Here is a 24128-nt window from a genome sequence, read left to right on the forward strand (position 1 = left end):
GCCCTCCGTCTCTCTCCGTCTGTGTGCGAGGGGACGTGTCGGCACGGTTGACGGCACCCGAGACCGTGCCGACACGACCCCTCAGTGAAGGTGTCGGGGCGGGCGGGGCGGGCGGGGCGGGTGCACGTCATCGTGTCTCTTGCAATAGTGTGAGTCACACAGTATCGTGTAAGGCATGAACGAAACCGACGACCTCACCGCGGGGCACCTGCAAGAGCTCCGGCGCGGTACCGTCGTCCTCGCGTGCCTCCTGCGGCTGCGCGAGCCCGACTACGGGTACGCGCTGCTCGAGTCGCTCGGCGCGAACGGTATCGCGGTCGACGCGAACACGCTGTACCCGCTCCTCCGGCGCCTCGAGAAGCAGGGGCTCCTCACGAGCGAGTGGAACACCGACGAGGCCCGGCCCCGCAAGTTCTACCGCACGAGCACCGCGGGCGACGCGCTCGCCCGCATCCTCACCGCCGACTGGCAGAGCCTCGACCGCGCGCTCGCGCGCTTCGCCGAGACATCCGGCGACGCGACATCCGGCGCCACGACACCCGGCGCCACGACACCCGTCGCCCAAACCGCCGCGCCCGAGACATCCGACACCGAAGACCCAACGACCGAAGGAGACCCGCGATGACCACCGCACCGGGCACCCTCACCGACCGCTACGTGTGGGCGGTGACCCGCAACGTGCCAGACGCCCAGCGCGCCGATCTCGACCGCGAGCTCCGCGAGCGCATCGGCGACTCGATCGACGCGCTCGTCGAGACGGGCCGCGCCCCCGCCGACGCCGAGCGCATGGCGCTCACCGAGCTCGGCGACCCCGGCGCCCTCGCCGCGAGCTACGTCGACCGTCCGCTCCAGCTCATCGGCCCGCGCTACTACCTGACGTGGTGGCGGCTCATCAAGCTGCTCTACAGCGTCGTGCTGCCGATCGCGGTCGCGGCCGTCGCCTTCGGGCAGGTGCTCGGGCAGGAGCCCGTCGGTCAGATCATCGGCACGACGATCACGGCGGCGATCGCGATCGCCGTGCACCTCGGGTTCTGGACGACGCTCGTCTTCGCCGTCCTCGACCGGAACCCGCGCGCCGACGCCGAGCTCCCCTGGGCGATCGACATGCTGCCGCTCGTACCGCCGCCCGCCCGGCTCTCGCGGCGCGCCGACCTCATCGCGTCGCTCGTGTTCCTGGGCATCTTCGCTGCGCTCATCGTGTGGCAGCAGTTCGGCGTTCCGTACGTCCCCGGACTCGAGGGCGTGCCGTTCCTGAACCCCGACCTGTGGAGCTTCTGGCTGCCGTACTTCCTGGGCCTCATCGCGCTCGAGATCCTCTTCGCGATCGCGATCTACCGCTGGGGGTGGAACCCGTGGCTCGCGGGAACCAACCTGCTCCTGAACCTCGCGTTCGCCGTGCCGGCGATCTGGCTCTTCACGACGGGGCAGCTCGTGAGCCCCGAGGCGATCGCCGCGATGGGATGGCCGTGGGACGCCGACTCCGAGTGGGTCGTCACCGCGGTCGTGGTCGTCACGATCGCCGGCGTCGCCGTGTGGGACGTCATCGACGGCGTCATCAAGACCGTCCGGGGGCGCGGCGGCTCGGTCCTCGCCCTCGGGCACATCTAGTCCGCGGACGAGGACGAGCAGCGAGCGGATGCCTCGGGGCCGGCCCCGAGGCATCCGCCGTCTCATTTCGGCTGCATCCGGATCGCCCCGTCGAGACGGATCGTCTCGCCGTTCAGCAGCGGGTTCTCGACGATGTGCCGGACGAGCGCGGCGTACTCGGCGGCCGTGCCCATGCGCGACGGGTGCGGGATCTGCTCCTCGAGCGAAGCCTGCACCTCGGGCGGCATGCCCGCCATCATGGGCGTCTGCATGATGCCGGGGGCGATCGTGACGACGCGGACGAGGAGCTTCGACAGGTCGCGCGCGAGCGGCAGCGTCATGGCCGCGACGCCGCCCTTCGAGGCCGAGTAGGCGGCCTGGCCGATCTGCCCGTCGAAGGCCGCGACCGACGCGGTGTTGACGATGACGCCGCGCTCCTCGGTCGGCGGGACGCCCGGCAGGCTCTGCAGCGACACGGGCTCGTTCGCGGCCATGGCCGCCGCTGCGAGGCGCGCGACGTTGAAGGTGCCGATGAGGTTCACTCGGATGGTCCGCTCGAACGCCGCGAGCGCGAGCGGCCCGTCGCGACCGACCGTGCGGCCGGCGGTCGCGATGCCGGCGCAGCTCACGGCGACGCGGAGGGGCGCGCGCTCCTGCGCGAGGTCGATCGCCGCCTGAACGGATGCCTCGTCGGTGACGTCGGCGGCGGCGAACCGCACACGGCCGCCCGTGACATCCCACAATTCGACGGCCGTCTGCTCCCCCGGCGAGCCGGGCAGGTCGACGATGACGACCTCCGCGCCCGCCGCCGCGAGCACCTGCGCGGTGCCTCGCCCGAGACCGGATGCGCCGCCCGTGACGATCGCGCTCGCTCCGATGAGTTCCATCCGTGTCTCCTAGATCCGCTCGATGACGGTCGCGTTGGCCATGCCGCCGCCCTCGCACATGGTCTCGAGCCCGTAGCGTCCGCCGGTCTCCTCGAGCTGGTTCACGAGGGTCGTCAAGAGACGAGTGCCGGATGACCCGAGTGCATGCCCGAGCGCGATGGCGCCGCCGCGCGGGTTGAGCTTCGAGGCATCCGCCCCCGTCTCCGCGAGCCATGCGAGCGGCACCGACGCGAACGCCTCGTTGACCTCGTACGCGTCGATGTCGTCGTGCGTGAGGCCCGCGCGCTCGAGGACGCGGGCTGTCGCGGGGATGACGCCCGTGAGCATGTAGAGGGGGTCGCTGCCCGTGACCGAGAACGCGCGGAAGCGCGCGCGGGGCGTCAGATCGAGCTTCTCCGCGGCGTCGGCGCTCATGATGAGGGCGGCCGAGGCGCCGTCGGTGAGGGGCGACGAGTTGCCGGCGGTGATGCGCCAGTCGACGTCGGGGAAGCGTGCGGCGAGCGCGTCGGTGCGGAACGCCGGCTGGAGGCCGGCGAGCGATGCGGCGGATGTCCCGGGCCGCACGGTCTCATCGGCGAGCGCGTCGACGCCCGGCACCGGAACGACCTCGCGCGCGAAGAGGCCCTCCTCGCCCGCCGCCGTCGCGAGGGCGTGCGAGCGGGCGGCGTACGCGTCGAGCTCGTCGCGCGACAGGTTCCAGCGAGCGGCGATGAGCTCGGCCGAGACGCCCTGGTTCACGAGCCCCTCGGGGTAGCGGGCCCGGATGCGCGGGCCGTAGGGGTCGGCGCCCTGCGCGGAGGAGCCGAGCGGCACGCGGCTCATCGACTCGACGCCGCACGCGATGACGATGTCGGCCTGCCCCGCGAGCACCGCTTGCGCGGCGAACGTCGCAGCCTGTTGGCTCGACCCGCACTGCCGGTCGATCGTCGTGCCGGGCACGAACTCTGGGAAGCCCGCCGCGAGCACGGCGTTGCGCGTGAGGTTGTACGACTGCTCGCCGACCTGGCTCACGCACCCGCCGATGACGTCTTCGACGAGCCCCGGGTCGAGGTCGTTGCGGTTCACGAGCGCGTCGAGCACGCCCGCGAGGAGATCCACTGGGTGCACCCCCGACAGTTGCCCGCCGGGCTTGCCCCGGCCGACGGGAGTGCGGACGACGTCGACGATGACGGCTTCGGTGACCATGGCCTCAGCCTAGACTCGGTCCGTGGATCGACTGCTGCCGGGCCTCACCGCCGTGCTCCTCGGCATCCCCGTGCTCGTCGCCGTGTTCACCCCGATCGTCGCCCTCGAGTACCGCCGTCGCGGCGGGTTCTCGGGGGTGCGCCTGACCGCGTGGATCATGCTGCTGTTCTACGTCTTGGGGCTCTGGGCGTACACGCTCCTGCCGCTGCCCGAACCGGGGTCGTTCGCGTGCGTCGGCGCCGAGCTCGATCCCACGGCGGCGTTCCGGGACATCCTGCGCGATCAGGCCGACGGCGGCTCGCTCATCGGCAATCCGGCGTTCCAGCAGGTCGCGCTCAACGTGCTGCTGTTCGTGCCGCTCGGCGTCTTCGTGCGGCTCCTCTTCGGCCGGGGCGTCGTCGTCTCGACGATCGCAGGGTTCGTCGTGTCGCTCTCGATCGAGCTCACGCAGCTCACGGGGCTCTGGGGCGTCTACGAGTGCGCGTACCGCGTGTTCGACACGGCCGACCTCCTCGTCAACACGCTCGGCGCGGTCGTCGGGTCGCTCGCGGCGTGGCCGGTCGCGCGCCGGCTCGCGCTGCGAGCACAACGGCACGCGAATCCGGATGCCTCGTCCGGGCCGGTCTCGGCCGCTCGGCGCCTCACGGGCATGGTCGTCGACGCGCTCGCGGTCTGGCTCACGGCGGCGGCGCTCGCGATCGGCGTGCGTCTCGCGGTGCTCGTGCTCTCGGGCCACGACGCGATGATGTCGCTCAGCGACGAGGTCGTCGTGTGGACGACGAGCGCCGCGGTCGCGCTGCAACTGGTCGCGGTGCTCTCGACCGGCGCGACGATCGGCGAGCACGCCGTGCTCGTCGAACCCGTCGAGACGCGCACGCCCCGGTGGATGTGGCGACTCGTGCGGTTCGCCGTCGGCATCGGCGGCTGGACCGCGCTCGGCGCGTTGCCGTCGCCGTGGTCGCTCGCCGCATCGGTGCTCGCGCTCGCGAGCGTCGTCGCGGTGTTCACGACCGACGGGCATCGCGGGCTCGCGCAGGTCGCGGCGGGCATGCGCGTGCGAGGGCTCGTGCGCGACGTGCCGGATGCCTCGGCGCACGCGGATGCCTCGGACACGACCCGAGCGTGACTACGCCCCCGGCGTCGTGTCCTCGATGATCGTGTTGTCGACCGATGCGATGCGCTGCGGCTGCCCGGCGAAGGCCGCGGCGCGGGCCTCGGAGGCGGCCCAGGCCGCGTCGAGCGCCTCGAACGCGGCACGGTCGCCAGGCGCGCTCACGGCCCACACGAACTCGTTCGTCTCGCGGACGCCGTAGGCGAACTCGATGGCGAACCCGGCCTCGGGGCGGGCGCGAGGCATCCATTCGTTCCACCACGCGATGAACTCGTCGTAGGTTCCGTCGACGAGCACGTAGCGGCGCAGCTGAATCGTCTTCACGGCGCCATTCTGCCAGGGCGACGAACGCCCCGCGCAGAACCTTCGATTCCCCGTGGTGCGGAGGGTTGCCCGGGTTCGCGGCGATCGGGAGAATGACGGCCATGCCCCCTACCGGCACCCGAACCCGTGCGCGCCGCGCCGCGCGCTCCGCGCGTCGCCTCCGCAGTGTCGCGGTCGTGACATCCGCCCTGCTCGTCGCCCTCACCGCGACGGGCTGCTCGACCGGCGCACCCGCCGCGCCGAGCGGCCCCGTTGCGATCACGGCCGAACCGAACGGCGGCCCGTTCGACGAACTCGACATCCGCGTCACGGGGCTCGCACCCGGCAGCGAGGTCGTACTGCGCGCCACGACCACGCTCGACAACCTGCCGTACCGTTCGGCCGCGGCGTTCACCGTCGGCGACGACGGCACCATCGACCTCGCCCGCGACCTCCCGACCGACGGCGCATGGACGGCGCCCGACCCGATGGCGCCGTTCTTCACGCTCGGCGGGCGATCCGACCACTTCGGCGTCGCCGCTGCGTACGAACCGCACGACGTCGAACTCGCCGTCGAGACCGCGTCGGGCGACCGGCTCGCCTCGACCTCGGTCTCGCGCGCGGTGCTCGGCGACGAGGTCGAGGTGAGCGCCGTCGAGGCACTCGACTTCCCGACGGCATTCGCCGTGCCGACCGACTTCGACCCTGCGACGCCGCGCCCGGCCCTCCTCGTGCTCGGCGGCAGCGAAGGGGGCGTCGTCGGCGCGACGGCCGTGGCGATCGGGTTCGCCCGTCTCGGCTACCCGGCACTCGCCGTCGGACTGTTCAAGGGCGCCGGGCAACCCGAACTGCTCGCCGAGGTGCCGCTCGAACCGGCCGTCGCGGGGATCGAATGGCTGCGCACCCAACCCGGGATCGACCCCGAACGGGTCACCGCCTTCGGGGCGTCGCGCGGCGGCGAAGTCGCCGTGTGGCTCGCCGCGACGTTCCCCGAGCTCGTGGACGGCGCGATCGACGCGGTCGGCGCGAGCGAGATCCACTGCAGCGTCCCGCTCGGCGACCGGCCCGCCTGGACGTACGGCGGCACCCCGCTGCCGTGCACGAACAACGCCGAGCGGCCCGAGTTCGGCTCGCTCATCGACCTCGCGGCGATCGACGGACCGCTCGTGCTCGCGTGCGGCACGGCCGATCGGGTCTGGGACTCGTGTGCGCTGCAGGCGCGCACCGTGAAGCGTGCCGAGAAGGCCGGCATCGAGGTGTCCTCCGTCACGGGCGAGGGGGCGAGTCACACGTTCACGTACCCGACCGACGGGCCCGCCGTCGCCGATGCCGAAGCGGGCGCCGACGGCATCGCCCGCCGGGCGTTCTGGGCGGCCGTCGTCGAGGCGCTCGGCGCCGTGTAGCCACGGGCTATACTCGCCACGTCCAGGCGCTCCGTGCCCGCCGCACCGTGCGGCCGTACCGCGCCGGCGCTCGGAAAAGGGGCGCGAAGCGACATCCGACCGTGGCATCGCCGCCGCGCAGGATGCGCGAGACACATACGGAACTCGCATCCGTCCCGTCTCGAAAGGCTTCCCATGGCCACGGTCTCCGCCCACGTCGCCCGCACCCTCGCCGCCCACATCGACCACGTCTTCGGGGTCATGGGCAACGGCAACGCGTGGTTCCTCGACGCGCTCGCGCGCGAGACATCCGTGCCCTTCACGGCCGTGCGGCACGAGGTCGCGGGCGTCGTCGCCGCCGATGCCTACTTCCGCGCGTCGGGCCGCATCGCGGCCGCGACGGCGACGTACGGCGCGGGCTTCACGAACACCCTCACGGGGCTCGCCGAGGCCGTGCAGGCCGAGGTGCCGCTCGTCCTCGTCGTGGGCGACCAGCCGACCGCGGGCTGTCGCGCGTGGGACGTCGACCAGCTCGCCCTCGCCTCGGCGGTCGGCGCGCGCACCTACACGGTGGGGCGCACGGATGCCTCGGCGACGGTCGTGCTCGCGATCGAGCACGCGCTCGCCCGCCGCCAGCCCGTCGTGCTCGCACTCCCATACGACGTCGCCGCGCTCGACGCGGGCGACGTGCCCGAAGCGCCCGCCCTGCGGCATCCGCACCCGTTGATCCCGACCGGCGAGTTCGCGGCGGGCCTCGTCGCCGACGCCGCGCACGCCCTCGCGCACGCGAGCCGGCCGTTCCTCCTCGCGGGGCGCGGCGCGTGGCTCGCGGGCGCCGGCCCGGCGCTCGGCGAACTCGCCGAGGCGACGGGCGCGATCACGGCCTCGACGGCGCTCGGCCGCGGAATCTTCCCCGATGCCCGGTACGACCTCGGCGTCACCGGCGGGTTCGGCGCCGAGGACGCGATGGCGCTCGTCCGCGAAGCCGACGTCGCGGTCGTGTTCGGCGCGTCGCTCAACCAGTTCACGATGCGGTTCGGTGAGCTGTTCGCGCCCGGCACGCGCGTGTTCCAGGTGGATGTCTCGCCGTCGGCCACGCACCCGCACGTCGCCGGATTCGTCCGCGGCGACGCGGCCGTCGTCGCCGACCTCCTCGTCGACGAGCTCGCGGCGCGCGGCGCCGAGCCGTCGGGATGGCGCGAGTCGGTCGAGGTGGCATCGCTGCGCGCGTACCCCGTGCCCGAGACATCCGAAGCGCCCGACGGCCTCGCCCCCGACGGCCTGCTCGACCCGCGCGCGGTCGCTGCGCGCATCGGCGACCTGCTGCCCGCCGACCGGGTCGTCGTCTCCGACGGCGGGCACTTCATCGGCTGGGCGAACATGTACTGGCCGGTCGCCTCACCCGACCGCATGATGATGGTCGGCACGGCGTTCCAGTCGATCGGGCTCGGATTCCCGTCGGTCGCGGGTGCCGCGGCGGCGAAGCCCTCGTCGACCGTCGTGCTGACGACGGGTGACGGCGGCGGGCTCATGGCCCTCGCCGACCTCGAGACGGCCGTCCGCACCGCGGGCGGTCGTGGCCTCGCCGTCGTGTGGAACGACGCCGCCTACGGCGCCGAGGTGCACCTCTACGGGCTGAAGGGCCTTGCGCGCGAGCCCATGCTCATTCCCCAGGTCGACTTCGCGGCGCTCGCTCGCGCCGTCGGGGCCGAGGGCGTCGTCGTCGAGCGGCTCGCCGACCTCGACCGCCTCGCGGCGTGGGTCGCCACTCCTGCTTGCGAGCGCCCGTTCCTGCTGCTCGATTGCCGCATTTCGCGGTCGGTCGTCGCGCCGTACCAGCACGAGATCATTCGGGTCAACAGCTGACGCCTCCCCCGTCGCCCTCGCGATCCGTCGCGTATCGCCCTTCCTCGGGCTACTGAAGGGCGATGCGCGACGGATCACGGATGCGCGACATCCGTCCCTTCCCACTTGCCGCATGATCGTATACGATCTGAGATATCACCGGCCCTGAGACCGCATGGCCGCACCACGACGAAGTGGAGACGACATGGCAGACCCCTCGCTCATCGAGGCGATCGCCGACGAACTCCTCGCCGCCGACGAGCACCGCACGATCGTCCCGCTCCTCACCGCACGCCATCCCGGACTCACCGTGGACGACGCCTACGCCGTGCAGCGCGTCTGGCGCGAGCGCCGCGAAGCGGCCGGCGCCCAGCTCGTGGGCCGCAAGATCGGCCTCACGTCGAAGGTCATGCAAGTCGCGACGGGCATCGACGAGCCCGACTACGGCGTCATCCTCGACGACATGGTCTACCTCTCGGGCGCCGACGTCGAGTTCGACCGGTTCTCGAACGTGCGCATCGAGGTCGAACTCGCATTCGTACTGTCGAAGCCGCTCGAAGGCCCCGGCCTCACGTCCGACGACGTGCTCCGCGCGACCGACCATGTCGTGCCCGCGCTCGAGATCCTGAACTCGCACATCGCCCTCGAGGGCCGCACGATCGTCGACACGATCAGCGACAACGCCGCGATGGGCGCCATGGTCATCGGCGGCGAGCCTGTGAAACCCGACGCGCTCGACCTCCGCTGGGTGTCGGCGATCCTCGCCCGCAACGGCGTCATCGAGGAGTCGGGCGTCGCCGCCGCCGTGCTCGGCCATCCGGCGCGGGGCGTCGCCTGGCTCGCCGACAAGCTCTCGCAGCACGGGCAGTCGCTCGGTGCCGGCGAGATCATCCTCGCGGGATCGTTCACGCGCCCCATGCAGGTCGAACGGGGCGACCTCATCCAAGCCGACTACCGCGACCTCGGGAGCATCTCGTGCCGATTCGTCTGACCCTGCCGCCGACGTTCGCAGCCCGGCTCGCCGAGGCGGCGGCCGACGCTGCGCCGAGCGAGCGCGCTCGCCCGAAGATCGGCATGTGGGTGTGTTCGGGCAGCCCGATCATGGCCGAGATCGCGGCCGGCAGCGGCCTCGACTGGGTGCTCATCGACGCCGAGCACTCCCCCAACGGGCTCGAGTCGATCCTCGCGCAGCTCTACGCCGTATCGGCCTACTCCGTCGCGCCGGTCGTGCGCGTGCCGATCGGCGACCCGGTCTTCATCAAGCAGGTCCTCGACCTCGGGGCGCAGAACCTCCTCGTGCCGATGGTCGATTCGGCCGAGCAGGCACGCGAACTCGTGCGCGCGGTGCGCTACCCGGGTCGCGCAGGCGGCGCAGGCGGCGTCGCGCGAGGCATCCGCGGCGTCGGCGGCTCGCTCGCGCGGTCGACGCGCTGGAACCGGGTCGAGGGCTACCTGCAGGATGCCTCGCAGGCGATCAGCCTCTTCGTGCAGATCGAGTCGGCGGCGGCCGTCGCCGCGGTCGACGACATCCTCGCGGTCGACGGCGTCGACGGGATCTTCGTCGGCCCCGCCGACCTCGCGGCGTCGATGGGCGTGCTCGGCGAGCAGGCGCATCCCGACGTCGTCGACGCCGTGCTGGCAGCGCTCGCCGCCGCACAGCGGGCAGGCAAGCCCGCGGGTGTCAACGCGTTCGTGCCCGAAGCGGCCGACCGCTACCTCGCGGCGGGCGCGTCGTTCGTGTCGGTCGGCGCCGACGTGTCGATCGTCGCGCGCGCGTCGGAGGCGCTCGCCGAGCGGTTCGGCGCGAACCCGAGCGCGAACTCGGCCCAGGGAGGAGTCGCATGACCGCCATCGCACGCCCCGGCAAGATCATCGCCGTGCACCTGAACTATCCGTCGCGCGCCGCTCAGCGGGGCCGCAGGCCCGCGCAGCCGAGCTACTTCTTGAAGCCGCAGTCCTCGCTCGGCGAGACGGGCGGCGTGATCGAGCGGCCGGACGGCACCGAGCTGCTCGCCTTCGAGGGCGAGATCGCGATCGTCGTCGGCACGCCGGCGCGCCGGGTCGCGCCTGAAGACGGCTGGTCGCACATCGCGGCGGTGACGGCCGCGAACGACTTCGGCCTCTACGACCTGCGCGCGGCCGACAAGGGCTCGAACGTGCGGTCGAAGGGCGGCGACGGGTTCACCCCGCTCGGGCCCTCGCTCATCGACGCAGCCGGGTTCGCAGAAGGGGACTTCCGCGTGCGCACGTGGGTCAACGGCGTGCTCGTGCAGGATGACTCCTCCGATACGCTGCTCTTCCCGTTCGGGCGGCTCGTGGCCGACCTGTCGCAGCACTTCACGCTCGAGACGGGCGACGTGATCTTGACGGGCACGCCAGCGGGGTCGTCGGTCGTCGTGCCGGGCGACGTCGTCGAGGTCGAGGTGGATGCCCCGGGGTCGCCCGGCGCGCCCACCACGGGCCGGCTCGTGACGACCGTCGTCGAAGGGCCCGCCGACGCCGGGTTCGGCGACTTCGGGTCGAAGCCCGCGGTCGACGACGTGCAGCGCGCCGAGGCGTGGGGGTCGGCCGAGGCGGCGGGGCTCGCAGCCCCCGAGCCGCAGCCCGAGGCATCCGCCTTCGAACTCACCGACGAGCTCCGCGAGCGTCTCTCGCACGTCGCCGTCGCGACCCTCTCGGTCGCCCTCCGCAAGCGCGGATACCACGACGTCTTCATCGAGGGCGTGCACACGAATCTCCCCGGCGCCCGCATCGTCGGACGCGCGCGCACCCTGCGGTTCATCCCCGCGCGCCCCGACCTCTTCGAGTCGCACGGCGGCGGCTACAACGCTCAGAAGCGCGCGTTCGACACGGTCGGCGCGGGCGAGGTGCTCGTCGTCGACGCGCGCGGCGAGCGCGGCACGGGCACCGTGGGCGACGTGCTCGCGCTCCGCGCGAAGGTCCGGGGCGCGGCGGGCATCGTGACCGACGGCGGCGTGCGCGACTTCGACGCGGTGCGCGAGATCGGCATCCCGGTGTTCTCGCAGGGCCCGCACCCGAGCGTCCTCGGCCGCAAGCACGTGCCATGGGAGGTCGACGTCGCGATCGCGTGCGGCGGAGCCGCGGTCGTGCCGGGTGATGTCATCGTGGGCGACGGCGACGGGGCGATCGTCGTCCCGCCGCAGCTCGTCGAGGAGGTGCTCGCCGAGGCCGAGGCGCAGGACGCCGCCGACGCGTGGGTCGCGGCGCGCGTGGCCGAAGGCGAGGCGGTCGACGGACTGTTCCCGATGGATGCCTCGTGGCGCGCGCGCTACGAGCGGGAGCGCGGCGAGACATCCGACGGGGGCGCGAAGTGACCGCCGAGTCGAAGTCGCAGCGCGCGTACCGGTTCATCCGCGAACGCATCGACGACGGCCGCTTCGTTCCGGGATACCGGCTCGTGCTCGCGCAGCTCGCGGGCGAGCTCGACGTCTCGGTCGTGCCCGTGCGCGAGGCGATCCGCCGCCTCGAGGCCGAGGGGCTCGTGACGTTCGAGCGGAACGTCGGCGCGCAGGTCGCCCTCGTCGACCCGTCGGAGTACCGCATCACGATGGAGACGCTCGCGCTCGTCGAGGGGTTCGCGACGGGGCTCGCCGCTCCCCTCCTCACCCCTGGGCACGTCGCGCGGGCGCGCGAGGTCAACGAGCGGATGCGCCGCACCCTCGTGGATTTCGACCCGCACCGGTTCACCGAGCTCAATCTCGAGTTCCACTCGGTGCTGTTCGAGGCGTGCCCGAACCCGCACGTCCTCGACCTCGTCCACCGCGGGTGGAGCCGCCTGCGGGTACTCCGCGACTCGTCGTTCAGCTTCGTGCCGGGCAGGGCGCGCGAGTCGGTCGAGGAGCACGACCGCATCCTCGACCTCGTCAAGCGGGGCGCGCCGCCGCTCGAGATCGAGCTCGCGGCGCGCGCCCACCGCACGGCGACGCTCGACGCCGTCCTCGCACACCAGACCCACCACCGAACGCAGGAGCGAACCGCATGACCCGCCATATTCCGCACGGCATCCCCGACCGCATCCGCCACTACATCGACGGCGCATGGGCCGACTCGCTCGGCGGCGAGACGTTCGACGTCCTCGACCCCGTGACGAACGAGGTCTACGTGCAGGCGTCCGCAGGGCAGCAGGCCGACGTCGACCGCGCCGTCGCGGCCGCGAAACGCGCGTTCGACGAAGGCCCGTGGCCGCGGCTCCTCCCTAGGCAGCGCTCGCGCGTGCTGCATCGGATCGCGGATCTCGTCGAGGCATCCGACCGTCGTCTCGCCGAACTCGAGACGTTCGACACGGGCCTGCCGATCACGCAGTCGCTCGGGCAGGCGCAGCGCGCCGCCGAGAACTTCCGGTTCTTCGCCGACCTGATCGTCGCCCAGCACGACGACGCATTCAAGGTGCCGGGCCGCCAGATGAACTATGTGAACCGCAAGCCCAAGGGCGTCGCGGGCCTCATCACGCCGTGGAACACGCCCTTCATGCTCGAGTCGTGGAAGCTCGCGCCTGCGCTCGCGACGGGCAACACGGTCGTGCTGAAGCCTGCCGAGTTCACGCCGCTGTCGGCGTCGCTGTGGGCCGACATCTTCCGCGAGGCAGGGCTCCCCGACGGCGTTTTCAACCTCGTCAACGGGCTCGGCGAGGAGGCGGGCGACGCGCTCGTCAAGCACCCCGACGTGCCGCTCATCTCGTTCACGGGTGAGAGCTCGACGGGCTCGCTCATCTTCGCGAACGCGGCGCCGTTCTTGAAGGGGCTCTCGATGGAGCTCGGCGGCAAGAGCCCCGCCGTCGTGTTCGCCGACGCCGACCTCGAGGCCGCCCTCGACGCGACGCTCTTCGGCGTGTTCTCGCTCAACGGCGAGCGCTGCACGGCCGGCTCGCGCATTCTCGTCGAGCGGTCGATCTACGACGAGTTCGTCGCCCGCTACGCGGCCCGCGCCGAGAAGATCGTCGTCGGCGACCCCGCCGACCCCGCGACCGAGGTCGGCGCGCTCGTGCACCCCGAGCACTACGCCAAGGTCATGTCGTACGTGGAGATCGGCAAGGCCGAGGCGCGGCTCGTCGCAGGCGGCGGGCGGCCCGACGGCTTCGGCGAGTCGGGCAACTGGGTCGCCCCGACGGTGTTCGCGGATGTCTCGCCCGACGCCCGGATCTTCCAGGAGGAGATCTTCGGGCCCGTCGTCGCGATCACGCCGTTCGACGACGATGCCGAGGCGCTGCGCCTCGCCAACCACACGAAGTACGGCCTCGCCGCCTACATCTGGACGAACGACCTCAAGCGCGCGCACACCTTCGCACAAAACGTCGAGGCCGGCATGGTGTGGCTCAACTCGAACAACGTGCGCGACCTCCGCACGCCGTTCGGCGGCGTCAAGGCGTCGGGCCTCGGCCACGAGGGCGGGTACCGCTCGATCGACTTCTACACCGACCAGCAGGCCGTGCACATCACCCTCGACGAGGCGCACTCGCCGCGCTTCGGGCGCGGCTGAGGCATCCGCTCGCTTGTTGAACCCGCCACCGACCGACGCAAGGACGCATCGAACATGACCGCACCCATCCCGACCCCGACCTCCCCGGCGCCCGACATCGTGCGCTGCGCGTACATGGAGCTCGTCGTCACCGACCTCGCCGCGTCGCGGCAGTTCTACGTCGACGTGCTCGGCCTCGTCGTGACCGAGGAGACCGACGACGCCGTCTACCTCCGCAGTTTCGAAGAGTTCATCCACCACAACCTCGTGCTCCGGCGCGGGCCGATCGCGGCCGTCGCCGTGTTCTCGTACCGAGTGCGCACGCCCGAAGACCTCGACAAGGCAGTCGCCTTCTACGAAGAGCTCGGCTGCCGCGTCGAGCGTCGCGCTTCGGGATGGACCAAGGGCATCGGCGACTCGGTGCGCGTCGAAGACCCGCTCGGCTTCCCGTACGAGTTCTTCTACGAGGTCGAGCACGTCGAGCGCCTCGCCTGGCGTTACGACCTGCAGACCCCCGGATGCCTCGTGCGACTCGACCACTTCAACCAGGTCACCCCCGACGTTCCGCGCGCGGTGGCCTACATGGAGGACCTCGGGTTCCGGGTGACCGAAGACATCCAGGATGACTCCGGCACGACCTATGCCGCGTGGATGCGCCGGAAGCCCACCGTGCACGACACCGCCATGACGGGCGGCGACGGCCCCCGCATGCACCACGTCGCGTTCGCGACCCACGAAAAGCACAACATCATCGCGATCTGCGACAAGCTCGGCGCCCTCCGCCGCTCCGACGCGATCGAGCGCGGCCCCGGCCGGCACGGCGTCTCGAACGCGTTCTACCTGTACCTCCGCGACCCCGACGGGCACCGCGTCGAGATCTACACGCAGGACTACTGGACGGGCGACCCCGACAACCCCGTCGTCACGTGGGACGTGCACGACAACCAGCGCCGCGACTGGTGGGGCAACCCCGTCGTGCCCTCCTGGTACACCGACGCGTCGCTCGTGCTCGACCTCGACGGCAACCCCAAGCCGCTCGTGACGCGCACCGACGACTCCGAGATGGAGGTCACGATCGGCGCCGACGGATTCTCGTACACGCGCAAGGGCGACGAGGAGCACGGTTTCAAGCTCGGCCACACCCTCTGAGCCATCACCCGCACGACGCAGGAAGGGCGCCGCAGCGATCAGCTGGGGCGCCCTTCGGCGTTCGGAAGCGCCTACTTCTGGAAGAAGACCGGGGTGCCGTCGTACTCGCCGAACGGGTTGTCGTCGACCGAGCTGTTGCCCGTCCAGATCATGCCGCCGACGGGGTCGCCGCCCTCGACCCAGGCGCCCACGAGGCAGCCCGGGATCGTCTCGACGCCCGCGTCGAACTCCTCGGTGAAGGACTCGCTGTTGCAGTCGTCCCACGAGATGACCGAGACTTCCTGCGCACGCAGGCCGTTGACGTCGGCGGGCCGGAAGTCGGTGTAGTTCGAGTTGTACGCGATGTCGTCGCCCGAGACCTTCTTCGTCTCGAAGCGGATGAGCTCGACGTGGTAGCCCTTGAGCTCGGGGATCTCGCTCACGAGCAGGTCGACCTGCGCCTGCGTGGCCGTCTCGACGCCGACGAGGCGGGTCTGGAGCACGGCCTTCGCGTCGTCGTAGTTCACGAACTCATAGGTCGCCCATTCGCCTGCCGCGACGGTCTGGCCGGGCTGGAGGAGTTCACCCGGCACCGCCGCCGACGCGTCGTCGGCGGACTCGGCCGTGTCCTCGACGGGCGCCTCGGCGACCGGCTCGTCGTCGACCGGTGCCTGGTTGATCGCGGGAACGAGGCTGCAGCCGGTGAGGGCGGAAGCAGCGATGACGATGGCCGCGAGACTCGCGATCCGGGTGGCCTTCTTCAGCATGGTTCTCCTGTGTTCTCGACCTCGCCCCGCGCGCAACGCACGCGCGCCGAAGCGCCGAAGCGGCCGGCGGTGAGGTCATGGTGGATGTTCTCGACCCCGCGAGAACGGGACCAACTCTACGGTTCGCTCGACGACCGGGCGATGGGGAGCACTCCCCCTGTGGAGAACGCGCGTTACTCGAAGAACCCGATCGCCGCGTCCTTGAAGATCCGGCTCGTGAGCGACGACACGTGGTCGCGCCCGGGGATGACGACGAGTTCGCTCCCGCGCTCGCGCGCGAGCTCGTCGACGCCGAGCGGCACGGGGTCGAGCTCGCCCGCGACGAACAGCACGGGCAGCTCCGGAGGCAGGACGAGGTTCGCCCCCGCGATCTCCTTCGCCATCGCGAGCAGCAGCTCAGGCGTCGTGCCGCCGAGGAGCGCCTGGCCGAGCACCCGTCCGACGACGGCGTGTTCGCCGAGCTCCTCGCGCCGCATGAGCGAGCCGATCTCGGCGAGGAGCCCGCCGTTGGCGAGCAGCTCGGTCGGGCCCGCCCCGCCGATGACGACTCGCCGCACCCGCTCGGGCGCGACGTCGAGCAGCACCGATACGACCCTCGCCCCGAGCGAGTAGCCGACGACGTCGACGACGTCGACGCCCGCCGAGTCGAGCACCGCGACGAGGTCCTCGCCGAGGAGGGACGGGCGGTACGAACCGGCCTCCGTCGGACGGTCGCTGTCGCCGTGCCCGCGCAGGTCGACCGTGACGACCGCGCGCCCCGCCTGTTCGAGCGCCCGCACCCACCCCGTCGCGAGCCACGTGTAGGCGGCGTTCGACGCGAACCCGTGCACGAGCAGCACCGGCGGGTGCGAGGCATCCGCCCGATCGAGCCCGTAGACGCGATACGCGATGAGGACGTCGTCGGAGGCCTCGGCGTGCAGGGTCGGCGCGACGGGCAGCCCCGGCATGCTCATGCGGATGCCTCGGGGCCGCTCTGTGCGGCGACCACGTCGAGCACCGACGACTCGGCGAGCGCGGCGCCCGCGTGCGCGAGTTCGGCGAGCGCCCGCTCGCTCGAATCGGGGGCGACGCCCGCGACGAGATCGGTGAACACGCGCACGTGGCGGCCGTGCTCGATGGCGTCGAGCGCCGACGCGCGCACGCAGTAGTCGGTCGCGATGCCGACGACGTCGACTTCGGTCGCGCCGTGCGCGTCGAGGAGCTGCGACACCGTGCGGCCCTCGTCGTCGACGCCCTCGAACGCCGAGTAGGCGGGCTTGCCCTGCCCCTTCTTGATGTGGGCGTCGACGCCCGTCGTGTCGAGGTCGGGGTGGTAGTCGGCGCCCGTCGAGCCCGCGACGCAGTGCTCGGGCCAGGTCTCGACGAAGTCGGGAGCATCGCCCTGGGCGAAGTGTCCGCCGTTGTCGTTGTCGGCGTCGTGCCAGTCGCGCGACGCGATGACGAGGTCGTAGGCGTCGCGGTGCTTGGCGAGGAGCGTGCTGACGCCCGCGGCGACCGCGGCGCCGCCGTCGACCCCGAGGGCGCCGCCTTCGGTGAAGTCGTTCTGCACGTCGACGATGATCAGGGCGCGTGTCATGCTCCCATTGTGGCCCGCCCCGGGGCATCCGTCGCCCCCGTCGGAGGGACTTCGCGAGCATCCCCGTGCGAAAGCCGTCTACAGGTTCGACAGATTGTCGCCGCAGCGGAAGAAGCCCGCGGTGAGCGCGTCGATCGCCTGCTTGGCGCTGTCGTCGACGTCGTCGAGGGCGTAGATCGCGAACGTGAGCACGGCGCCGTCCTGTGCGTGGATGATGCCCGAGAGGGTGTAGCCGGTCTCGATCCAGCCGGTCTTCGCGAAGACGTTGCCGTCGGCGACCGAGGCGTCGCCCGTGAAGCGGTCGCTGTACGAGAGGGAGCCGCGGGGGCCGCCCGCGATGGGCAGCCCGTCGCGGAGCGGTCCGAGGTTGCCCTCGCGGGCCTCGATCTTGACGAAGAGCTGCGTGAGGTACGACGGCGGCACGGCGTTGAAGTCGCTGAGGCCCGACCCGTCGACGATATGGATGCCCGCCGTGTCGACGCCGTAGGCGGCGAGTCCTTGGAGGACGCCGGCGTTGATCGCGTCGAACGAGTTCCCCGCGCCCGTGTGGATCGCGACGAGCCGCGCGAGCATCTCGGCGACGGAGTTGTCGGAGACGATGAGGGCCTTGTCGACGAGTTCGGCGACCGTCGGCGAGACGACCTGCCCGAGCTGCTGCGTGCCGCCGGGGGCGGTGCCGCGTTCGATCGTCTGGATGCCGCCGAGCTCCGACGCGAACGCGTCGCCCGCGCGGCCGATCGGGTCGGAGCTGCGGGTCGAGGTCTCGGCGCCGGGATTGTTGCGGTCGCCGTCGACCTGCAGCGCCGTGATCTGCGACATGTAGCCCTCGTCGCGCTCGACGGTGTCCCAGCTGTCGTGCCACTCAGGGCCGCCGAACAGGCTCGAATCGAGGATGAGCTTCGTGAGCGGCGGGTTCTGGGGGTCGGCGTTCCACGCGGCGCGCACTTGCGCGGCGAGGTCGTCGAGGTGGGCGGCGCCCGGGTAGACGGTGCGTGTGCCCGACGGGGTGCGCGAGAGGGTGAGGTCGCCGCCGCCGACGAGCACGACCGAGCCGGGCTCGGCGCCCTTCACGACCGTCGTCGCCGCCCGGAAGTCGGGACCGAGCACGTCGAGCGCGGCCGCCGTCGTCAGCACCTTCATGACGCTCGCGGTGCGCGACGGGGTGCCGCCGCCGCGGTCGTAGAGCACCTCGCCCGTCGCCGCATTGCGCACTTGCGCCTGCATGCTGCCGAGCCGTCCGTCGGCGGCGAGCTCGGCGACCGAGCACGAGCGGACGTGCGCGGGCGCGGCGAGCACCGCGGGCCGCGGACGCGCCGGGTCGACCGTGGGCGTGGGCGTAGGGGTCGCGGTCGGCGTGGGCGCGGCGACCGGTGCGACGGGCGTCGCGATCGACGTGCCAGCGAGGACGGCGCCCGTGCCCAGCAGGGCGAACGCGACGACGCCCGCGGCGATGCCGAGCCCGAGCCGGTGACGCTTCGCGAAGGATCGGACCGAGGTCAGGATGCCGCCGCGCGGCGTCTGCTCGACGGCAGGCGTCGGCTCGGGGGCATCCGGAGCCGCTGAGGCGCCCGTCTGCGCCCCGTCATCCGTCTCGTCGGCCATCCCGGCAGTCTACGAACGCAACCTGAACGCTCGCGAGGGAACCTCACTCCCCGGGGTAGCGGAGCCCGATCTGCGAGCGGATCTCGTCGAGCGTGCGCATGATCGCGACGCTCTCGGCGACGGGCAGCACGCCGCCCGCGAGGTCGCCCGCGGCGACGAGGCGCTCGACCTCTTCGGCCTGGAAGTGCATGCCGCGCCCGACGACGTCGGCGGCGTACTCCTCGACGACGTTTCCGTCGGCATCGTAGCGGCGGAACGTCGTCGGGTTGTACCAGACGGCGTCGACGTCGATGCGGCCGTCGGTGCCGAGCAGGCTCGCCGTGTTGGGGCCGCGGGTGTCGCTCGCCGAGACCGCGCTCGCGATCTTGCCGCCGTCGTAGGTGAAGATCGTCGCGATCTGCGCGTCGGCGCCCGTCTCTTTGAAGGTCGCGGCCGACTGGATCGTGCGCGGCTCGCCGAAGACGTCCCACGCGAACGAGACGGGGTAGACGCCGAGGTCGAGGAGCGCGCCGCCGCCGAGTTCGAGGGCGTTGATGCGGTGTGCGGGGTCGTCGGGCAGGTCTTGCGTGTGGTCGACGATGAGCGTGCGGACGTCGCCGAGGAGGCCGGCGGCGAGGATCTCGCGGATGCGGATCATGTGCGGCAGGTAGCGGGTCCACATCGCCTCGAGCACGAGCACGCCGTGCTCGGCGGCGAGGGCCTGGAGCCGCTCGGCCTCGGGAGCGTTGAGCGTGAAGGGCTTCTCGACGAGGACGTGCTTGCCGGCCTCGATCGCGAGCGACGCGTGCTCGGCGTGGAAGGGGTGCGGCGTCGAGACGTAGATCGCGTCGACCTCGGGGTCGGCGACGAGCGCCTCGTAGCTCGCGTGGGCGTTCGGGATGTCGAACTCCGCTGCGAACGCGTCGGCCGACTCTTGACTGCGGGAGCCCACGGCCCGGACGTCGAATCCGTTGAGCTTCAGGTCGTTCGTGAACGTGCGGGCGATGAACCCGGTGGCGAGGATGCCCCAGCGCAGTCGATCGGTCATGCCGAAGAGCCTATCGGCGTGGGAGCGCTCCCAAACCCGAGCGACGCTCGGGGCGCGCCCTACTCGGGCGACACCTCGCACGGGTCGGCGACCTCTTCGCCCGTCGCGAGCGCCGCCTTCTTGAGGAGGTGGCGGAGCGTCGAGCGCTCACCCGACGCGAGCGGGCCGAGGAGCTCGTCTTGGGCTGCGACCACGGCCTTGCACGCGACCTCGACGAGGTCGCGACCGCGCTCGGTCGCGACGACCATGCGGCGTCTGCGGTCGTCGGGGTCGGGTCGGCGCTCGACGAGGCCTTCCCGTTCGAGGTCGTCGACGAGGTAGGTCATGACGGTGCGGTCGATGCCGAGGTGGTTCGCGAGGGCGAGCTGGCTCGGCTGCGTGCCGCGGAGCACCTCGGCCATCGTCTCGTAGCCGCGCGGGCCGTGCGGGAACGCGCCGAGCGCATCGCCCACGCGGTCGCGGTAGGTGCGGAGGAGCACGGCGAGCGCCCAGCCGAGGTCGTCGCCGAGGTCGATGCCCGTCGGGAGCCCGGGGGCGGTCGTCGTGTCGGTCATGCGCACAGTCTACAACTCGTTCTCGGGAACAAATCATCTGTGAATATGATTATCTAGAGAGCAAACGAAATGGAGAACCAACGGATGCCACTCGACATCGGAATCCGGATCGACCCTTCCCAGGGCGGATTCCACCCCGGCGGCCCCGCGGCCGTCGCCCTCGCCGAACTCGCCGAGCAGCGCGGGCTCGACCTCGTCGTCCTCGCGGGCGACTCCTCCCCCTTCGACCCCTGGACGAGCGCCGCCTGGATCGCCGGGCGCACGTCGCGCATCGCGATCGGCGTCGAGCAGGCGCATGTCAGGGGCGATTCGGATGCCTCGTCCGCACGCACTGCGCACGAGACATCCATCGCCCGCGACGCCGAGGCCCCCGTGCCGAGCGTCGTCGCGAAGGCCGCCGACTCGCTCGACCTCCTCGCCCCCGGCCGCCTCCTCGTCGGCGAACCCGGCCGCACGTGGGCCATCGCGCCCGAAGGCGCCGACCCCGCCGCGCTCCGCGCGATCGCAGCGCAGGGCCTGCCCGTCGTCGTGCCCGTGCGCACGGCGGGCGACGTCGAGCGGCTCGTCGGGCTGTGCACCGAGATGCGCACAGCCGCGAACGAGGCCGAGCCCGAAGCATCCGCCGCCCGCAACCTCGCCGCGCGCTCGCGCCGCGCACCCGGCATCGACTACGACGGCGTGCCCGCCTCGCTCGCCGCGACCGCGGTCGAACCGGGCGACGCGGGGTACCGGGCCGTCTCGAACACCTACCTCCGCGGCGGCGCCCCAGGACTCGTGCTGCGCCCGACGACGCCCGAAGAGGTCGCCGACGCGCTCGCGTTCGCCGACCGCCACCGCGACGTGCCGTTCGGCATCCGCAGCGCCGGACACGGCATCTCGGGCCGCTCGACGAATCGCGGCGGCATCGTCGTCGACGTCGGCGCGATGAACGGCATCGAGGTGCTCGACCGCGAGCGCCGACTCGTACGCATCGGTCCCGGCGCGACCTGGAAGGAGGTCGCCGCCGTGCTCCACCCCTACGGGTGGGCGCTCGGCTCGGGCGACTACGGCGGCGTCGGCGTCGGGGGCCTCGCGACGGCGGGCGGCATCGGGCTGCTCTCGCGCGCGCACGGCCTCACGATCGACCGGCTGCGCGCCGTCGAGCTCGTCCTCGCAGACGGCACCCTCGTGCGTGCGAGCGACGACGAGAACGCCGAGCTCTTCTGGGCCGTGCGCGGCGCCGGCGCGAACTTCGGCGTCGCGACGGCGTTCGAGTTCGAGGTGTACCCGATCGACGACGTCGGCTGGGCGAAGCTCACCTTCCTCGCGCCCGACATCGAGGAGAGCCTCGCCGAATTCGGCCGAGTCGCCTCCGAGGCGCCGCGCGACACGACCGTCTTCTACGTGACGGGCGCGCCGCGCGAGCAGGGGTCGGTCGTGCAGCTCTTCGGCATCGTCGACTCGCCCGACCCCGACACCGTCGTCGAACGGCTCACGCCGTTCACGCGCGTCGGGCTCCTCGCCCAGCAGGAGGTCGTCGTGACCCCGTACGCGAACGTCATGGCCGAGGCGCACGACGTCGGCCCCGACGGCCAGCACGGCGGGGGCGAGCCCGTCTCGCGCTCGGCGTTCCTGCCCGCGCTCACGCCCGAGTTCGCCCGCGACGCCGCCGCGCTGCTGAAGAGCGGCCTCGTGTACTTCTTCGAGTTGCGCACGATGGGCGGGGCGATCTCGGATGTCTCGCCCGACGCCATGGCGTACTCGCACCGCTCGCCCGCTTTCTCGGTCGTCGCGATGGGCGCGGACGACGCACGGATGGATGCCGCGTGGGATCGCCTGCGGCGCCACTTCGACGGGCTCTACCTGAGCTTCGAGACGAGCCGCGACCCCGCGCGCCTCCGCGACGCGTTCCCCGGGCCGGTGCTCGAGCGCCTGCGCGCCCTGAAGCGAGAACTCGATCCCACGAACCTGCTCCGCGACAATTTCAACATCGACCCCGGGGCATCCGGCGCCCTCGACGCGCCGACCACCCCCGACGACCGGAAAGCCGCATAGATGACCGACTACGGACACGACCTCCTCTTCGGCACGTTCGTCACCCCGACCGCGCAGAGCGCGCAGCGGGTCGTCGAACTCGCCCAGACCGCCGATCGCGCGGGGCTGGATCTCGTCACCTTCCAGGACCACCCGTACCAGTCGGCGTTCCTCGACACGCAGACGCTCCTCGCGTACGTCGCGGCGAAGACCGAGCGCATCCACGTCGCGGGCAACGTCACGAGCCTGCCGCTCCGACCGCCTGCCGTGCTCGCGCGCGCCGCAGCCTCGCTCGATGTGTTGAGCGGCGGCCGATTCGAACTCGGCCTCGGCGCGGGCGCCTTCTGGGACGGCATCGCCGCGATGGGCGGCCGCAGGCTCACGGCCGGGCAGGGCGTCGCCGCCCTCCGCGAGGCGATCCCCATCATTCGAGACGTCTGGAACACGGATGCCTCGGGCCGCATGTCGCACGAGGGCGAGTACTACGACGTGGTCGGCGCGAAGCGCGGCCCAGCGCCCGCGCACGACATCCCCATCTGGATCGGGGCGTACCAGCCCAAGATGCTCGCGCTCACCGGTGAGCTCGGCGACGGCTGGCTGCCGACCCTCGAGTACCTCGAGCGGGGCGTCGCGACCTTCCCCGACTCGAACGCCCGCATCGACGACGCGGCGCTTGCGGCAGGCCGCTCGCCCCGAGACATCCGCCGACTCGTGAACGTCATGCGCGTGGGGCTCTCGCCCGTCTCGCGGGGCCTGCTCGACGGCCCCGTCGACGCGTGGGTCGAGCAGCTGGCGGGCCTCGCCGTCGAGCACGGCGTGAGCGCGTTCCTCATCGGCGGCGACGACCCCGTGCTCACCCGTCGCCTCGGCGAGGAGATCGCGCCCGCCGTGCGCGAGGCGGTCGCGCGCGAACGGGGGTAGCGCGCCGATTCAGGAGCGCCGAAATGCTGTCAATCGGGGCGTTCGAGTTGCAGCCGGGGCATCCGGGGCGAAAGGGTTGATCCTCGGTGCCCGACGGCCGTGCGCCGTCCTCGCGCGCCCGCATCGGCGCTGCACCGCACGACCTGAAAGCCCGGCACCAGCATGTCTCCCTTCACCCTGCTCGCCCTCTCGCTCGGCGTCTCCGCCGACGCCTTCGCCGTCGCGCTCGGCAAGGGCCTGCAGCTCCGCACGAAGGTGCTCTCGGGGGCGTTCATCCTCGCCGCGGCCTTCGGCATCGCCCAGGCGGCCATGCCGCTCATCGGGTGGGCGCTCGGCAGCGCGTTCGCCGAGCTCATCGCACCCTTCGACCACTGGATCGTCTTCGCACTGCTCCTCGCGGTCGGCGGCAAGATGCTGTGGGAGGCCATCCGCGGCGGCGATGAGGAGGACGACCCCGACCGCGGACGACTCTCGAAGCGCTCGGTCGTCCTCCTCGCGATCGCGACCTCTATCGACGCCCTCGCCGTCGGCGTCTCCCTCGCCTTCCTCGACGTCTCCATCTGGGTCGCCGTCGCGACGATCGGCGCCGTCACGTTCGTGCTCTCGTTCCTCGCCGTCCTCATCGGCCACCGCGTCGGCAGGCGCTTCCAACGCCCCGCCGAGATCGTCGGCGGCCTCGTGCTCATCGGCATCGGCACGCAACTGCTCATCGAGCACCTGACGGCGGGCTGAGCCCGAGACCCGCCGGTTGCTGGGGGCGGATGT

The 24128-nt window shown here is 72.1% G+C and carries 23 protein-coding genes; 14 read left to right on the forward strand and 9 right to left on the reverse strand.

The genetic code is table 11. The features are described 5' to 3' along the window. The first annotated feature begins 175 nt into the window (after positions 1 to 175). Both ET445_RS16225 and ET445_RS16230 read left to right on the forward strand, forming a co-directional pair. Positions 176 to 625, forward strand: a complete 450-nt coding sequence (locus ET445_RS16225; protein WP_129192190.1) for a PadR family transcriptional regulator — start codon at positions 176 to 178, stop codon at positions 623 to 625. Beyond that, complete coding sequence (locus ET445_RS16230; protein ID WP_129192191.1) at positions 622 to 1608, forward strand: permease prefix domain 1-containing protein; 987 nt, start codon at positions 622 to 624, stop codon at positions 1606 to 1608. The genes ET445_RS16225 and ET445_RS16230 overlap by 4 nt, the downstream gene beginning before the upstream one ends. 62 nt (positions 1609 to 1670) lie before the next feature. On the opposite strand, the gene ET445_RS16235 is transcribed toward ET445_RS16230, so the two are convergent. Both ET445_RS16235 and ET445_RS16240 read right to left on the reverse strand, forming a co-directional pair. Continuing rightward, a complete protein-coding gene (locus ET445_RS16235; protein ID WP_129192192.1) occupies positions 1671 to 2474 on the reverse strand; it encodes an SDR family NAD(P)-dependent oxidoreductase in 804 nt (267 codons plus the stop codon). A gap of 9 nt (positions 2475 to 2483) precedes the next feature. Beyond that, entirely contained in the window at positions 2484 to 3659 is a 1176-nt protein-coding gene (locus ET445_RS16240) for a thiolase family protein (protein WP_129192193.1), read from the reverse strand. Between the two features lie 22 nt (positions 3660 to 3681). On the opposite strand from ET445_RS16240, the gene ET445_RS16245 reads away from it, so the two are divergent. Then, positions 3682 to 4785: a VanZ family protein gene (locus ET445_RS16245; protein WP_129192194.1), complete on the forward strand. Its 1104-nt coding sequence runs from the start codon at positions 3682 to 3684 to the stop codon at positions 4783 to 4785. Here ET445_RS16245 and ET445_RS16250 read toward each other — a convergent pair whose 3' ends face one another. Beyond that, entirely contained in the window at positions 4786 to 5094 is a 309-nt protein-coding gene (locus tag ET445_RS16250; RefSeq protein WP_129192195.1) for a hypothetical protein, read from the reverse strand. It lies immediately after the preceding gene. Between the two features lie 101 nt (positions 5095 to 5195). Here ET445_RS16250 and ET445_RS16255 point away from each other — a divergent pair, with 101 nt between their 5' ends. The 8 genes from ET445_RS16255 to hpaD all read left to right on the forward strand — a co-directional run bounded on the left by ET445_RS16255 (position 5196) and on the right by hpaD (position 14924). Continuing rightward, complete coding sequence (locus tag ET445_RS16255; protein ID WP_165314432.1) at positions 5196 to 6476, forward strand: acyl-CoA thioesterase/BAAT N-terminal domain-containing protein; 1281 nt, start codon at positions 5196 to 5198, stop codon at positions 6474 to 6476. Between the two features lie 174 nt (positions 6477 to 6650). Beyond that, entirely contained in the window at positions 6651 to 8321 is a 1671-nt protein-coding gene (locus ET445_RS16260; protein WP_129192197.1) for a thiamine pyrophosphate-binding protein, read from the forward strand. Positions 8322 to 8505: 184 nt separating this feature from the next. After that, positions 8506 to 9291: a fumarylacetoacetate hydrolase family protein gene (locus ET445_RS16265; protein ID WP_129192198.1), complete on the forward strand. Its 786-nt coding sequence runs from the start codon at positions 8506 to 8508 to the stop codon at positions 9289 to 9291. Beyond that, complete coding sequence (locus ET445_RS16270; RefSeq protein WP_208008471.1) at positions 9276 to 10145, forward strand: HpcH/HpaI aldolase family protein; 870 nt, start codon at positions 9276 to 9278, stop codon at positions 10143 to 10145. Before ET445_RS16265 ends, ET445_RS16270 begins: the two co-directional genes overlap by 16 nt. Beyond that, positions 10142 to 11635, forward strand: a complete 1494-nt coding sequence (locus tag ET445_RS16275) for a fumarylacetoacetate hydrolase family protein (RefSeq protein WP_129192199.1) — start codon at positions 10142 to 10144, stop codon at positions 11633 to 11635. Before ET445_RS16270 ends, ET445_RS16275 begins: the two co-directional genes overlap by 4 nt. Then, on the forward strand, positions 11632 to 12303 hold the full coding sequence (locus tag ET445_RS16280) for a GntR family transcriptional regulator (RefSeq protein WP_129192200.1): 672 nt from the start codon (positions 11632 to 11634) through the stop codon (positions 12301 to 12303). The genes ET445_RS16275 and ET445_RS16280 overlap by 4 nt, the downstream gene beginning before the upstream one ends. Then, positions 12300 to 13796 (forward strand): 5-carboxymethyl-2-hydroxymuconate semialdehyde dehydrogenase, encoded by a 1497-nt coding sequence (hpaE, locus tag ET445_RS16285; protein ID WP_129192201.1) that lies wholly within the window; start codon positions 12300 to 12302, stop codon positions 13794 to 13796. The genes ET445_RS16280 and hpaE overlap by 4 nt, the downstream gene beginning before the upstream one ends. Positions 13797 to 13850: 54 nt before the next feature. Then, positions 13851 to 14924 carry a 3,4-dihydroxyphenylacetate 2,3-dioxygenase gene (hpaD, locus tag ET445_RS16290; protein ID WP_129192202.1) on the forward strand — a complete coding sequence of 358 codons (1074 nt, stop codon included), beginning with the start codon at positions 13851 to 13853 and terminating at the stop codon, positions 14922 to 14924. 71 nt (positions 14925 to 14995) lie between these two features. On the opposite strand, the gene ET445_RS16295 is transcribed toward hpaD, so the two are convergent. The 6 genes from ET445_RS16295 to ET445_RS16320 form a co-directional block, all read right to left on the reverse strand. Next, complete coding sequence (locus ET445_RS16295) at positions 14996 to 15670, reverse strand: hypothetical protein (RefSeq protein ID WP_129192203.1); 675 nt, start codon at positions 15668 to 15670, stop codon at positions 14996 to 14998. A gap of 173 nt (positions 15671 to 15843) precedes the next feature. Further along, on the reverse strand, positions 15844 to 16623 hold the full coding sequence (locus tag ET445_RS16300) for an alpha/beta fold hydrolase (RefSeq protein WP_129192204.1): 780 nt from the start codon (positions 16621 to 16623) through the stop codon (positions 15844 to 15846). Then, positions 16620 to 17246: an isochorismatase family protein gene (locus ET445_RS16305; RefSeq protein WP_129192205.1), complete on the reverse strand. Its 627-nt coding sequence runs from the start codon at positions 17244 to 17246 to the stop codon at positions 16620 to 16622. The genes ET445_RS16300 and ET445_RS16305 overlap by 4 nt, the downstream gene beginning before the upstream one ends. 78 nt (positions 17247 to 17324) lie before the next feature. Beyond that, positions 17325 to 18848 (reverse strand): D-alanyl-D-alanine carboxypeptidase/D-alanyl-D-alanine-endopeptidase, encoded by a 1524-nt coding sequence (locus tag ET445_RS16310; protein WP_129192206.1) that lies wholly within the window; start codon positions 18846 to 18848, stop codon positions 17325 to 17327. A 43-nt stretch (positions 18849 to 18891) separates the two neighbouring features. Continuing rightward, positions 18892 to 19875 carry a Gfo/Idh/MocA family protein gene (locus ET445_RS16315; RefSeq protein WP_129192207.1) on the reverse strand — a complete coding sequence of 328 codons (984 nt, stop codon included), beginning with the start codon at positions 19873 to 19875 and terminating at the stop codon, positions 18892 to 18894. A gap of 59 nt (positions 19876 to 19934) precedes the next feature. Next, positions 19935 to 20429, reverse strand: coding sequence for a MarR family winged helix-turn-helix transcriptional regulator (locus tag ET445_RS16320; RefSeq protein WP_129192208.1), 495 nt, complete (start codon positions 20427 to 20429; stop codon positions 19935 to 19937). 84 nt (positions 20430 to 20513) lie between these two features. On the opposite strand from ET445_RS16320, the gene ET445_RS16325 reads away from it, so the two are divergent. The 3 genes from ET445_RS16325 to ET445_RS16335 all read left to right on the forward strand — a co-directional run bounded on the left by ET445_RS16325 (position 20514) and on the right by ET445_RS16335 (position 24095). After that, the gene (locus ET445_RS16325) at positions 20514 to 22463 is read left to right on the forward strand and encodes an LLM class flavin-dependent oxidoreductase (protein ID WP_129192209.1); all 1950 of its coding nucleotides are present in this window, start codon (positions 20514 to 20516) and stop codon (positions 22461 to 22463) included. Further along, entirely contained in the window at positions 22464 to 23363 is a 900-nt protein-coding gene (locus tag ET445_RS16330) for an LLM class flavin-dependent oxidoreductase (RefSeq protein ID WP_129192210.1), read from the forward strand. A gap of 162 nt (positions 23364 to 23525) precedes the next feature. Further along, positions 23526 to 24095, forward strand: a complete 570-nt coding sequence (locus ET445_RS16335) for a manganese efflux pump MntP (protein WP_129192211.1) — start codon at positions 23526 to 23528, stop codon at positions 24093 to 24095. The last annotated feature ends 33 nt before the right edge of the window (positions 24096 to 24128 follow it).

This window comes from Agromyces protaetiae (assembly GCF_004135405.1).
GTDB classification, from domain to species: Bacteria; Actinomycetota; Actinomycetes; order Actinomycetales; family Microbacteriaceae; genus Agromyces; species Agromyces protaetiae.

Bases quoted from the DNA above. Each gene is read 5' to 3' on its own strand.
- ET445_RS16225 (WP_129192190.1), top strand. From the start codon at position 176: ATGAACGAAACCGACGACCTCACCGCGGGGCACCTGCAAGAGCTCCGG.
- ET445_RS16230 (WP_129192191.1), top strand. From the start codon at position 622: ATGACCACCGCACCGGGCACCCTCACCGACCGCTACGTGTGGGCGGTG.
- ET445_RS16235 (WP_129192192.1), bottom strand. From the start codon at position 2,474: ATGGAACTCATCGGAGCGAGCGCGATCGTCACGGGCGGCGCATCCGGT.
- ET445_RS16240 (WP_129192193.1), bottom strand. From the start codon at position 3,659: ATGGTCACCGAAGCCGTCATCGTCGACGTCGTCCGCACTCCCGTCGGC.
- ET445_RS16255 (WP_165314432.1), top strand. From the start codon at position 5,196: ATGCCCCCTACCGGCACCCGAACCCGTGCGCGCCGCGCCGCGCGCTCC.
- ET445_RS16260 (WP_129192197.1), top strand. From the start codon at position 6,651: ATGGCCACGGTCTCCGCCCACGTCGCCCGCACCCTCGCCGCCCACATC.
- ET445_RS16265 (WP_129192198.1), top strand. From the start codon at position 8,506: ATGGCAGACCCCTCGCTCATCGAGGCGATCGCCGACGAACTCCTCGCC.
- ET445_RS16275 (WP_129192199.1), top strand. From the start codon at position 10,142: ATGACCGCCATCGCACGCCCCGGCAAGATCATCGCCGTGCACCTGAAC.
- hpaE (WP_129192201.1), top strand. From the start codon at position 12,300: ATGACCCGCCATATTCCGCACGGCATCCCCGACCGCATCCGCCACTAC.
- hpaD (WP_129192202.1), top strand. From the start codon at position 13,851: ATGACCGCACCCATCCCGACCCCGACCTCCCCGGCGCCCGACATCGTG.
- ET445_RS16295 (WP_129192203.1), bottom strand. From the start codon at position 15,670: ATGCTGAAGAAGGCCACCCGGATCGCGAGTCTCGCGGCCATCGTCATC.
- ET445_RS16300 (WP_129192204.1), bottom strand. From the start codon at position 16,623: ATGAGCATGCCGGGGCTGCCCGTCGCGCCGACCCTGCACGCCGAGGCC.
- ET445_RS16305 (WP_129192205.1), bottom strand. From the start codon at position 17,246: ATGACACGCGCCCTGATCATCGTCGACGTGCAGAACGACTTCACCGAA.
- ET445_RS16310 (WP_129192206.1), bottom strand. From the start codon at position 18,848: ATGGCCGACGAGACGGATGACGGGGCGCAGACGGGCGCCTCAGCGGCT.
- ET445_RS16315 (WP_129192207.1), bottom strand. From the start codon at position 19,875: ATGACCGATCGACTGCGCTGGGGCATCCTCGCCACCGGGTTCATCGCC.
- ET445_RS16320 (WP_129192208.1), bottom strand. From the start codon at position 20,429: ATGACCGACACGACGACCGCCCCCGGGCTCCCGACGGGCATCGACCTC.
- ET445_RS16325 (WP_129192209.1), top strand. From the start codon at position 20,514: ATGCCACTCGACATCGGAATCCGGATCGACCCTTCCCAGGGCGGATTC.
- ET445_RS16330 (WP_129192210.1), top strand. From the start codon at position 22,464: ATGACCGACTACGGACACGACCTCCTCTTCGGCACGTTCGTCACCCCG.
- ET445_RS16335 (WP_129192211.1), top strand. From the start codon at position 23,526: ATGTCTCCCTTCACCCTGCTCGCCCTCTCGCTCGGCGTCTCCGCCGAC.